This is a genomic window from Kistimonas scapharcae (assembly GCF_039540975.1).
GTDB lineage: Bacteria > Pseudomonadota > Gammaproteobacteria > Pseudomonadales > Endozoicomonadaceae > Kistimonas > Kistimonas scapharcae.
On record NZ_BAABFL010000468.1, the window covers coordinates 40,666 to 51,051 of the forward strand.

Below are 10,386 nucleotides of genomic sequence, written 5' to 3' on the forward strand. Positions count from 1 at the left end.
GCTGTCTGCATCATTTGCAGCGAACCTGCATTACTCATCGACGAGCCATGCCAGCCAATCCGTTAGATTCATCCATACGCCTGCAAGTTCTACTGGAACAGCTCAAAGCTTCCGAGATAGGCGAGCAAAACAAGCTGTTTCAGGCGCTACAGAAAGAGCTACGGGCGGAAATCTCCGCCGCTGAAGATATCACCACAAAGACACGACTGACCGCTCTGACGCAGGAAATCACACGTCTGATGTCTGAAATGTTGGGCGAGTACGTGACAGCTTTCGATTCCAGGCTGCAGGAGCTTGCGCCGGAAGTTGGTGCGATGGAAACAGCAAACCTGCAGACCATGGCGCCTAAAGGTGTCAGCTTTGCCACTGTCGATGCCGCAGCGCTCTGGAGTAAAACTCGCAACCGGGCGCTGATGGTTAAAGGTTATACCGGCGAATTGCTGCTTGAGTCCTTCATTAAGGACTGGGTAAAGCCTGAGATTCAGCGTATCAATAACGTGGTCACGCAGTCGTTTCTTGAGGGGCGAACCAATCAGGAGATGGTTAGAGCTGTTCTCGGTACTCGTTCAATGCAGTACCAGGACGGCATGCTGGTTACTTGCCGCCGTGATGCTGAATCCATCGCCCGGACCGCGATACAGCACGTTGCCAGCACGACACGGCAAGCCACTTGGGAAGCTAACCGCGACCTGATCGACCGTTACCAGTTTAATGCGACATTGGATAGCCGAACCTCACCAACCTGCCGGTCACTGGATGGGCAGGTATTTGAGTTTGGCAAAGGTCCAACTCCGCCACTGCATATCCGCTGCCGTTCCACTACGCTGCCTGTCCTGTCTGAAAAATACGACTGGCTCACAGAAGGCGCTACGAGGGCGAGCAAGGACGGTTATGCCGACGCTAAGGAAACGTACTACTCATGGCTGAAACGCCAGCCTGTCAGCTTTCAGGATGACGTATTAGGCGAGGATCGCGGAACGCTGTTCAGAAAAGGCGGGCTTTCATCTGATGAGTTCGCAAAACTCCAGCTAGACAAGAATTTTCGACCGCTGACTCTCGACCAGATGCGAGAGATTGCGCCGAAAGTGTTTGAGCGGGCAGGAGTGTGACATTCCAGCCGTAAAAACATGAAATTGTGACAAGTCACGCTAACGAGCCTCGCATTTGCGGGGCTTTTTGGTTTTGGGGGATTCGTGATCAAAAAGACAGAGCTTGGCTGGCGACTCCTTCGCCTGGGTGCAAAGTTAGCCCTCAGTGATGACAAAGAGCTTGAGAAGCTAAAGCACAGGATTAACCAATCAACCATGGAAGGGTCATTCATTGATAGCGGCGGATATCTTCATACTGAAATAGCCCCTATCAGCGATTACGAGGCAATCAGCGTCCGGATAGCCTTGTTGAGAATGGCAGAGGTTGAGCCGGTCACAGAAAAGCAAACCTATTACAAAGAGCAGTGGAAATAACATGGCTAAAGATTGCGGCAAAGTAGAAGAAATGATGCGGGAAAAAGGCTGTACCGGTAAGCGGGTGACAAAAGAGCTTATCGAATCGCGCATTGTTGAGGTTGATTATCAGACGGTTGTTATCGCCGGTCAGAAGATGATGTATTGCGGCATTCGCATGGATAACGGCTTTGTTGCTGTCGGCAAGCCTGCAACCTGCATTGACCCTGCAAACTGGCGTGATGAGATCGGCCAGAAGGTCAGTTACGACAACAGTTTTGAAGAGCTTTGGAAGCTGGAAGCTTATCGGATGATGAGCGGCCAGTAAGCCCCAGTTCAAATAATTACAGCCTCGGTTATCCGGGGCTTTTTTGTATCTGCCGTTAGGCGGCAAACATCAGTACCAAGGGTAAATGATGCTCAAGTTCAAAGTTGACACTCTGGAAGGCATGGACGAAGCAACCGCAGCCATGTACCAGAAAACTGATAACGGCTATCAACTGGCTATCGAAGGACTGCCAGAGCCTGAAAACGTTGACGGCCTGAAGGCTAAAAATGCAGAGCTTCTGACCAAGCTGAAAGAGCAGAAAGAGGCAAAGGAAGCATCCGACAAGGCAGCTCGCGAAGCCGCAGACGAAGCAGCCCGCAAAGCTGGCGATGTTTCACACCTCGAAAAGAGTTGGTCAGACAAGCTGGCAGCCCGCGAAGCTGAGCTGCTTGCTCAGATCGAAGCCCGCGACGGCAGTCTGAAAACCATGCTGGTTGATAACGTGGCTCAGGCGATGGCGGCAGAAATCAGTGTCAGCCCTGGCATTATGATGCCCCACATCAAAAGCCGCCTTTCTGTAGAAGTGCAGGACGGCCGACACATTACCCGCGTTCTGGATGCCGAGGGCAAGCCCAGCGCGGCCACAATCGACGACCTCAAAAAAGAGTTTGTCAGTAATCAGGCATTTGCGCCGGTCATCATCGGCAGCAAGGCAAGCGGGAGTCAGGCTCCCAACTCCGGCGCTCAGGGTGGCGGAAACAGTCAAGGCGGCAGTCTGGCAGACCGCGCCGCAACTCACATTAAATCAAAAAGTTGGGATTGATAGACAATGGCAACCCTGCACACATTCAACGCGCAAGTGCGCGAAACTGCCACCGAACTGGTGGATCAGGAAGTTCAGAAGTTCAACGAGGCGTCTGGCGGCGCTCTGGTGATGGGTAACGCTTCCGTCATTGGTGACTACATCGAGCAGGCATCCTGGGGAGCAATTGCCGGTTTGGTGCAGCGCCGTAACGCTTACGCCGACAAGTCTGTGACCCCTGTAGAGCTGAGCCAATTGCTGAGCCGAGCCATTAAGGTTGATGGCCGCATTGGCCCGGTCAAGATGACGGACACGCTCTATCGTCGTATCGGTGCCAGTGTTGAAGAAGTGGCGGCCATTGTTTCCGCGCAGGCCGCTGAAGGCATGATTCAGGACTACCTGAATACTGTGGCTGTCGCACTGAAGACGGCAATCGGCACCGTTGCCGACCTGAAGCATGACGCATCCACCACGGGCGGCGTTCCGCTGACTCTTGCCGAACTGAATCGCGGTAACGCAAAGATGGGCGACCGCTCCAGCCTGATTGCCGCCTACCTGATGCACTCCGTTGCTTGGCATGAGCTGGTTGGCGAGGCCATCGGAAACGCTAACCGCCTGTACTCCATTGGCGATATCGGCGTGTTCGATAACGGTCTTGGTCGCCGGTATGTGGTGTCTGACGTTCCGACACTGATTGAGGCTGACCTGGTTCATACGCTGGGACTGGTTCAGGGTGCTGCCGCAGTGCAGGTAACAGGGCTGACCAGCTTCGTTACAACTGAAACCACAGGCCGCGAAAACATCCAGCGCATGATGCAGGGTGAATATGAGTTTTTGGCAGGTGTTAAAGGTTTCCGCTGGGACAAGACCGACGTTAACAGCCCTACCGACGCAATCATTGCCACACCGGCCAACTGGAAGAAGACCGCAACCAGTCACAAAGACTGTGCAGGCGTCCTGATCACCACCGGCAAGAAAGCAGCCTAACCGGGACGGGGGCGGGCAACCGCTCCCGCTACAGCATGACATACGCAACCGTTGAACAGCTCCGGGGGTACGCCGGGGCGCGTGGCTATGCTCTGCCGGATGCTGATGCGGAATGCGCGCGACTGCTGACGCTCGGCCATGACTGGCTAGAGCTGCAGGAGTGGGCAGGCAGCCGCACTGATGCCGACCAGGTTAACGAGTGGCCGCGCACTGGCGCCTATGTCGACGGGCGTTATCTGCCGTCTGATTCCGTACCGAAGCGCGTGATTGATGCCGAGTGCCAGCTTGCCGTTGACAGTATGAGTTTCGACCTGTTGCCGACTGGTGAGGGGCGCGAAGTTGTCAAGGAGCGTGTCGAGGGCATCATTGATCTTGAATACGCGACAAACGGAAGCGGGGCGGTAGTTCCGGAGCCGACAAAGGCAAAAGCGCTTATACGGCCTCTGCTGGCGTCTGGCGGTATGACGTTGCGAGTGTGCAGAGCATGACCGGATTTTATGAGAGTAAAGCTCGGCTTGTTGTTGAGATGCTGAAGAAGTACGGGCGGCCTGTCGTTCTGGTGCGCGATACCGGCAAGGTTTGCGACCCGGTAACAGGTGTCTGTACTCCTGGCGAACCTGAACAGCTCCAGTTTAATGGCGTGCTGAAGTCGTACAAGCAAGGACAGATTGACGGCACCACCATTATGCAGGGCGACAAGCTGCTGATACTGGATGCCAGTCATGAGCCGCAACCGGGCGACCTGGCGCACACCGCTGATGGTGATTGGCAGATTGTCGGCATTGAGTCGCTAAACCCTGCAGGCGTTCCGCTGGCTTACCGAGTACAGGTGCGGCGATGAGCAAATTTTCCAGCGTCGTGAGCAGCTTTCGCTCTGACTCTATCCGCAAGGCTGGTGAAGTCCGGAAGGCTGCAACCATTGAGCTATTTCGGGGCGTCATCATGGATACGCCTGTTGATGAGGGGCGGGCGCGTGGCAACTGGCAGGCGACAACGGAAAACCCGGCAACTGGGCAGCTCGACATTTACGACGAAGACGGGCGCGGCACTGTAGCGGTAGCAACCAGCGTTGTTACCGGTTCTGGTGACGATCAAACCTTGTGGCTGTCCAATAACCTGCCGTACATCTTGGGCTTGGAATACGGGCGCTCCGATCAGGCTCCGCAGGGTATGGTGCGCCGCAATATGGCCAGAGTCGCCAACAATCTCCGCAAACACGCAAATCAGGTTAAATAATGCTTTCACCAGTATTCTCGGCGCTGAATCAGCACTTGATTAGCGCGGGGCTTGGTCTGCCTGTCGTTCACGAGAACAGCGACCCGCCAAAAAAGCCGCGCGCATGGTTGTCGGCCTTCTTTCTGCCTGCTGACACGTCGGGCGCATCATTGGGTGATACCGGGCTTGATCAAACCGTCGGCTTTTATCAGGTCGATATCAGCACGCCCACCGGAAACGGCTGGGCAGGGCTGCACGGATACGCCGACCGACTGCAACGGCATTTCAGGCTCGGCACTCTGCTGACGTTTGAAGGGCAGAGCATGCAGGTAACAGGCTCCAGCCGATCGCCCGGCAGGGTAGAAGGCGGCTGGTATCGGTTATCCCTGTCTATCCAGTGGCTGGCCTACACTCGCCGCGACGGTCTTCCCGGCGATTTCTGCCACCCGTCAACCTCGCTCGATGAGACGGTCAACAACCTTCTTCCCAACGCATTCGATTAACCAGGATAAACACCGATGACCATTGCATCAGGCGCGCGTCACTCCATGGCGTATGTGGCCGAGTCCGCCTATGGGCAGACACCAGCTACCCCGGCATTTAAGCCAGTCCGCCACACGTCAACATCCCTCGCGCTCTCCAAAGAAACTATCCAGTCTGAGGAATTGCGCAGTGATCGCCAGATTGCCGCGTTCAAGCACGGTAACAAGCAGGTTGGCGGAGACATTGGCTTTGAGTTCAGTTACGCCAGCTTTGATGATTTCCTTGAGGCCGCATTGTGCGGTACCTGGGCAACTGACACGCTCAAGGCTGGCACGACTCGCCGCAGCTTCACTGTAGAACGCCACTTTGCCGATATTGGCCAGTATCACCGCTTCTCCGGCGTGGAACTGAATGGCTTTAGCCTGTCTATGGCGCCGAACTCCATGGTTACAGGTTCGTTCACCACTGTCGGCAAGGGGATGGCGACCGCCACGGCAGCGATTACCGGCGCAATCTACGCAGACCCGACAGCCGGCGTTCCGTTCGATTCGTTCTCTGGTGCGCTGAAGGTAGACAATGCCGCGTCTGCTGTCGTGACCTCTATCGAGCTGAGCCTAGAAAACGGCTTGGAAGCCCTGTTTGTGATTGGCTCCGCTGAGACTCTGCAGCCATCTATCGGGCGATGCAACGTAACCGGTTCAATGTCTGTCTACTTCGAAGACAGCTCCATGATTGACCGGTTTATCAACGAGACAGAGACCGCTCTCGAATTCACTCTGGCAGGCGATGGCGGCAGCTATACGTTCACCCTGCCGCGCATCAAGTTCGGATCAGGTGCGCCAGAGGTTAGCGGCACCGGTCCGGTAGTGCTGAATATGGAGTTTCAGGCGCTGTACGACGCGGCTGACGCGACCAATATCAAGATCGTGCGGGCAGCAGCATGAAGCCAGAAGATTTCTATACGAAACCGGCCCACAACGAGGGGCGGCGTCTGCCGCTCTTTCTGCCTGATGGTACCGATAGTGGCGAATGGCTGGAGGTTGTCGGCATTGATTCCGATGCTTTTCAGGCAGCAATGACCGAAACTCGCCGCCAGCTTCTTGCATCCGACATAGCAATCAGTACCGCGAAAGCCAAGGCGCTAGAGTCTGGCAACGAGCCAGCAGACCTTGACCGCATTACTGCTGACATCAGGCGATTATCAGAAGATCGTCAGGCAGTAATGACTGAGCGCGAGGCGGCAACAAAGGCGGCATACATTAAAGACTGGTCATTTGATAAGCCCTGCACACAAGAAAACGCGCTTGAGTTCATCATTAACGCGCCGCCCGTCGCTGACCAGATCGACCAATACTGCTCCAACCGCATGAACTTCCTTAAAAAAAAATAGACAGGCTGTTGAGGTGGGCGGAATGCGAGGCGGAACTGATAAAGCCGCCAAAGGGCGATAAGACGCCGTTAAAGCATCATTTGCTCAAGGTATACGAAGCCACAGGGAAAAAGCCGAAACAGCTCGCAGAGCAGCCAGAGAAGCCGCAGGAGCTGGATTACCTTCTCGGCTGGTTCTATGACCTGCATAACGCCACGCGCGGCCAGATCACGTTTACAGAAATACGTAACTGGTCAGAGTTGATGCATGTCAGTGTGAGAGCTTGGGAAGTGGAAGTTATCAGGCGTCTGGCAGTAATATTCGCCCATTAGTAACGAGGCGAAACAATGAACAGACTGATTGCTGTCTTGCTTGTGGCTCTGCTTGCCGGCTGCTCTGCTGGCTCTGTAAATACGGCGCTCACAAACTCTGGCGGAGTTGCCGTGACTAAGGTTTATGGCGTTGATCATGATTATGACGTTTATGTCATTCTCGGCACATTTGATGCGCCAAAGACAGAGCAGGGGCAAATCGAGCTTGCCCGGTATGCTCTTGGTGATTCCTGCCCCGGCTTTGCTGTGACAGGCGCTGAGACGATAAACCGGCCTGAGTACGCCGGACGCAAAATGGGCACACGTATATTTCAGGTGAGATGCAAGTAGCCCTGACAGGAAAACCACAAACCCGCTCCGGCGGGTTTTTTATTGCCCGGTGAAACATGGTTGATGTAGCAGAGTTACGGATCGCAGTTAAGGCTGATGGCGCAAGGCGAGCTGATGACGCCTTAAAAAGACTGGTTGGAACCAGTAAGACTGCAGAGGTAGCCACCGGAGCAGTGGGGCGCGCATTTAAATCTGCAGGCATGGCTATCGGCGCAGTCTCTTTGACTATTGGCGCAGCAGTGGCGGCGTACGCGAAACTGGCCACGGCCATTGGCGCGGCTGGCCAGAAAGTGCGCGACCTTGAAAACCTTGCAGATATGGCGGGAGTTTCCGCAGAGCGGTTCCAGGCTCTTGCTTACGCGACTGAAAAAGTCGGCATCAGCGGTGAGAAGTTTGCCGATGTCAGCAAGGATATTACTGACAAGCTGGGAGACTTCATAGCGACAGGTGGTGGCGAGTTCAAAGACTTTTTTGAGCAGGTAGCGCCGCAGGTTGGCTTGACCGCTGAAGCCTTGCAGGGCTTGGCTGGTCCTGAAGTGTTGCAAGCCGTCAAGAACGCCATGGATGCTGCCAACATATCCGCCGAAGAACAGGTGTTTTATCTGGAAGCCATTGCCAACGATGCAAGTCGCCTTGCGCCTTTGCTGGCTAACAACGGCAAGGAAATGGAGCGCCTGACTAATCACTTTGCTGACGCCGGTCTTGTCATGTCGGACATGGAGCGCCAGCACTTGCGCGACTTCAATACCGCATGGGGCGACCTGACAAAGACGTTCGATATTGTAAAAGATAAGGTTCTGGCCTCAATCGCTGACCCGTTCAGGGATGCAACGCTTGCGATACAGGAGTTTTTTGGCGCCATCTGGGGCGGCAACATGGAAAGCCTCAAAGCTGACCTTGCTGGCGTCAACCGCGAGCTAGAGCGTCAGCAGTCCAATCTTGAAAAGCTTTCAGGCAATAACAGCCGGGGCGGCATGGTGCGCCGGGCGGCACTGGAAGAAGAAATAACAGCCAATAAGCAGAAACAGGCAGAGCTGCAGGCCAAAATCAACGATCTGGAGCAGGCAAAGGAAAGGCAGGCTCTACCCGATGGTGGTAACGGGAATCAGCCGCCTACCGTGGTTACTGGCCGCGACATCAGTATTGATGAGCATCTAAGCGAGCTGAGACAGCGCAATCTGTCTGAACTGGCCCTGCTTACCGAGAAGCAGCAGGCCGAGCGCGACCAGATGGATGCTTGGTATCAAGACGATCTAATCAGTAAGCAAGAGCACACAAGTGCAATGCTTGAGATAGACCGCCATTACAGCGACGAGCGAAAGCGCCTTACGGATGACCGCTTACAGGCTGAAAAGCAGGCTCAGGAACAGGCGGCAAGGGAGCAGGAGCGAATCGGTGCGGCTCGGGTTCAATATGAGCAGCAGGTGCAACAGATGCAAATGCAGCTCATGGCTAATGGTATTGGGGCTGTCAGGAGTTCGCTAGAGGAAGGCTCCGATGCCTGGGTGGCTGCAACACTGGCACAAAAAGGCATCATGGTTGCTCAGGCAATGATGCAGACGCAACTTGCAGCAATACAGGCGTACAGCGCGATGCTGATACCCGGCAACCCTGCCAGCGTTGCTGCAGCAACCGCAATGTCATCAAAGATCACTGCTTTGGGTTACGCAAACGCCGCCATGATCGGTGCTACGGCAGTAGGCGAGATTGCTGGCGCACGATCACACGGCGGCCAAGCTCTAGCCGGAAATATGTACAGGGGCGGAGAGTTTGGCGGGGAAATGTTTGTGGGTCGGTCCGGCTCCCAATACTTCATCCCCCCCGAAGACGGCAACGTTGTACCTAATCACAAGCTGGGGTCTGGCGGCGGCAATACCTCAGTAACTGTAATCAACAACACTGGCCAGCAGGCAGAAACACGGCAAAGCACTGACGCAGACGGTAATAAGTTGATTGAGGTCATTGTCGGCAAGCTGTCTGACCAGATTCGGCGCGGCGTCGGTTTCGGTCAAACCATGCAATCAGCATACGGATTAAACAGGCTGCTCTAATGGCTGAAAACCTCAACTACTGGCCGCCAGCCTTGCCCAATCCCGAAATCAGCTACAGCCAAGAAACGGCAATCGGGCGCGTTGAGTCTGACGGCGACATTGCGCCAACCGAGAAGATTATCAGCCAGAGCTACCGCCATACGGCATCCTTGTCATGGCGGTTTACTGAGCGGCAATACCACGTCTTCCGGGCTTGGTATCACCACCGGCTGCATGATGGCGCTGACTGGTTTGATATTGATTGGCTACAGCATGGGCGCTGCCAGTTTACCGGCAACTACTCGACGACGATCAACCAGGGCAAATATGCAGTGTCAGCCAGTGCGGAGATAGATTATGCAGTTTCCTGACTCTCTGCCCGCTCCGGCTGTCGGCCTGTCCATTGATCAGCGAGGCGAACACCGCTCACTACAGTTTGACGGCGGGCGGCGCATTGTCAGGCAGGTGCGAGGCCGTCCGAACATGCTGGCGGCTAAGTGGCAGGTAACTGACGCACAACGGCAGACGCTTGATGCGTTCCACCGCTCCGCAGGTGTGGCTTATTTCCTGATCAGCTTACCGGCTCCGGGCGGCTGGACAGAGCAGCAGGCACGATTCACCGGCCAGCTCTCCATGAATTACCGGGGCGTTGATTGGTGGGAATGCTCAGCAATGCTGCTACTGATGCGGCCAACCCACCTAACCCCTGCACAGCTTGAGCATGAATTGCTGTACATGCTTGGCGATTGGCAAGACCTCACTTTCGGCGACGATCTCGACACGCTGACCAACACAACGCTCCCGACCATTTACGGATAACACAATGCTCATCGACCAGAAACTGAACGATGCTGCCAACCTTGCCGCAGCCGCCGCTCCCCTGCTTGATCAATTCGCCAATGGTGACGAAAACACCGTGATTCAGGGGCGGCATGGCCCATATCCCAGCCAAGCGAAAGCGGCCAAAGACGCGATCACTAAGATTGTCGAAAACTTCCAGCCAGAAGTCGCCAGCATTAACGAGCATGCCGCTCACGTCACTGCGGAGGCCGACCGCTCCACCGCCGAGGCGAGCAAGGCGGCACAGAATAACCAGTCATCTGCCAATCATGCCGACCGGTCCGAAGC

Annotated in this window: 17 protein-coding genes; all 17 read left to right on the plus strand. The window is 55.3% G+C overall.

Going from position 1 to position 10,386, the window contains the following annotated elements:
• Positions 1-47: 47 nt before the first annotated feature.
• Positions 48-1,109, plus strand: a complete 1,062-nt coding sequence (locus tag ABD892_RS23000) for a phage head morphogenesis protein (RefSeq protein WP_345198568.1) — start codon at positions 48-50, stop codon at positions 1,107-1,109.
• A gap of 84 nt (positions 1,110-1,193) precedes the next feature.
• Positions 1,194-1,463 (plus strand): hypothetical protein, encoded by a 270-nt coding sequence (locus tag ABD892_RS23005; RefSeq protein ID WP_345198569.1) that lies wholly within the window; start codon positions 1,194-1,196, stop codon positions 1,461-1,463.
• A gap of 1 nt (position 1,464) precedes the next feature.
• Complete coding sequence (locus ABD892_RS23010; RefSeq protein WP_345198571.1) at positions 1,465-1,770, plus strand: Gp49 family protein; 306 nt, start codon at positions 1,465-1,467, stop codon at positions 1,768-1,770.
• Positions 1,771-1,858: 88 nt separating this feature from the next.
• Positions 1,859-2,533, plus strand: coding sequence for a hypothetical protein (locus tag ABD892_RS23015; protein WP_345198572.1), 675 nt, complete (start codon positions 1,859-1,861; stop codon positions 2,531-2,533).
• Between the two features lie 6 nt (positions 2,534-2,539).
• Positions 2,540-3,499: a major capsid protein gene (locus ABD892_RS23020; RefSeq protein WP_345198573.1), complete on the plus strand. Its 960-nt coding sequence runs from the start codon at positions 2,540-2,542 to the stop codon at positions 3,497-3,499.
• A gap of 35 nt (positions 3,500-3,534) precedes the next feature.
• The gene (locus ABD892_RS23025; RefSeq protein WP_345198574.1) at positions 3,535-3,987 is read left to right on the plus strand and encodes a DnaT-like ssDNA-binding protein; all 453 of its coding nucleotides are present in this window, start codon (positions 3,535-3,537) and stop codon (positions 3,985-3,987) included.
• Positions 3,984-4,340 carry a hypothetical protein gene (locus tag ABD892_RS23030; protein ID WP_345198575.1) on the plus strand — a complete coding sequence of 119 codons (357 nt, stop codon included), beginning with the start codon at positions 3,984-3,986 and terminating at the stop codon, positions 4,338-4,340. The genes ABD892_RS23025 and ABD892_RS23030 overlap by 4 nt, the downstream gene beginning before the upstream one ends.
• Positions 4,337-4,735 (plus strand): hypothetical protein, encoded by a 399-nt coding sequence (locus ABD892_RS23035; RefSeq protein ID WP_345198576.1) that lies wholly within the window; start codon positions 4,337-4,339, stop codon positions 4,733-4,735. The genes ABD892_RS23030 and ABD892_RS23035 overlap by 4 nt, the downstream gene beginning before the upstream one ends.
• On the plus strand, positions 4,735-5,217 hold the full coding sequence (locus ABD892_RS23040) for a phage tail terminator-like protein (RefSeq protein ID WP_345198577.1): 483 nt from the start codon (positions 4,735-4,737) through the stop codon (positions 5,215-5,217). The genes ABD892_RS23035 and ABD892_RS23040 overlap by 1 nt, the downstream gene beginning before the upstream one ends.
• A 15-nt stretch (positions 5,218-5,232) precedes the next feature.
• Entirely contained in the window at positions 5,233-6,141 is a 909-nt protein-coding gene (locus ABD892_RS23045; RefSeq protein ID WP_345198578.1) for a phage tail tube protein, read from the plus strand.
• On the plus strand, positions 6,138-6,587 hold the full coding sequence (locus ABD892_RS23050; RefSeq protein ID WP_345198580.1) for a hypothetical protein: 450 nt from the start codon (positions 6,138-6,140) through the stop codon (positions 6,585-6,587). The genes ABD892_RS23045 and ABD892_RS23050 overlap by 4 nt, the downstream gene beginning before the upstream one ends.
• Positions 6,588-6,595: 8 nt before the next feature.
• Positions 6,596-6,898, plus strand: coding sequence for a phage tail assembly chaperone (locus ABD892_RS23055; protein WP_345198581.1), 303 nt, complete (start codon positions 6,596-6,598; stop codon positions 6,896-6,898).
• Positions 6,899-6,913: 15 nt separating this feature from the next.
• Positions 6,914-7,228, plus strand: coding sequence for a hypothetical protein (locus ABD892_RS23060; RefSeq protein ID WP_345198582.1), 315 nt, complete (start codon positions 6,914-6,916; stop codon positions 7,226-7,228).
• Positions 7,229-7,284: 56 nt separating this feature from the next.
• The gene (locus ABD892_RS23065; protein WP_345198583.1) at positions 7,285-9,279 is read left to right on the plus strand and encodes a hypothetical protein; all 1,995 of its coding nucleotides are present in this window, start codon (positions 7,285-7,287) and stop codon (positions 9,277-9,279) included.
• Positions 9,279-9,629 (plus strand): hypothetical protein, encoded by a 351-nt coding sequence (locus ABD892_RS23070; RefSeq protein ID WP_345198584.1) that lies wholly within the window; start codon positions 9,279-9,281, stop codon positions 9,627-9,629. Before ABD892_RS23065 ends, ABD892_RS23070 begins: the two co-directional genes overlap by 1 nt.
• The gene (locus ABD892_RS23075; RefSeq protein WP_345198586.1) at positions 9,616-10,077 is read left to right on the plus strand and encodes a hypothetical protein; all 462 of its coding nucleotides are present in this window, start codon (positions 9,616-9,618) and stop codon (positions 10,075-10,077) included. The genes ABD892_RS23070 and ABD892_RS23075 overlap by 14 nt, the downstream gene beginning before the upstream one ends.
• A gap of 4 nt (positions 10,078-10,081) precedes the next feature.
• Positions 10,082-10,386 (plus strand): hypothetical protein (locus ABD892_RS23080; RefSeq protein WP_345198587.1); only part of this gene is annotated, 305 nt, incomplete at its 3' end.